The 279-nt window shown below is 43.4% G+C and carries 2 protein-coding genes; both read left to right on the top strand.

Going from position 1 to position 279, the window contains the following annotated elements; all coding sequences use genetic code 11:
* Nucleotides 1-188, top strand: a 188-nt coding sequence (locus A5N85_RS15930; protein ID WP_211268258.1) for a virulence factor TspB C-terminal domain-related protein, incomplete at its 5' end; no start/stop codon positions are given.
* Nucleotides 181-279, top strand: a 99-nt coding sequence (locus tag A5N85_RS18040) for a DUF2523 family protein (RefSeq protein WP_143143343.1), incomplete at its 3' end; no start/stop codon positions are given. The genes A5N85_RS15930 and A5N85_RS18040, both read left to right, overlap by 8 nt.

Below are 279 nucleotides of genomic sequence, written 5' to 3'. Positions count from 1 at the left end.
AAAAACGTACCGTAGATTTTGGCAGTGCCTCATGCCCAACACCTATCGAGATTAATACCATCTTAGCAGGTAATTTACGTCTATCATTCCAACCATGGTGCGACTTTGCCGCCATGATTAAATACTTAGTTCTTGCAGCTGCTTATCTGCTCGCAATCCGTATCAACTTGGGGGTAATCCGTGGCTAAATTATTATCTGTTGTCCTTGTTTGGGTTCTGTCATCGGTGATTTTCCGTATACTCGCTGCGCTCGGTATCGGTTTCTTTACTTATAAAGGC

The sequence above is a fragment of the Suttonella ornithocola genome (genome assembly GCF_001889065.1).
Lineage (GTDB): Bacteria > Pseudomonadota > Gammaproteobacteria > Cardiobacteriales > Cardiobacteriaceae > Suttonella_A > Suttonella_A ornithocola.
This window is presented reverse-complemented; position numbering and strand designations above follow the sequence as displayed.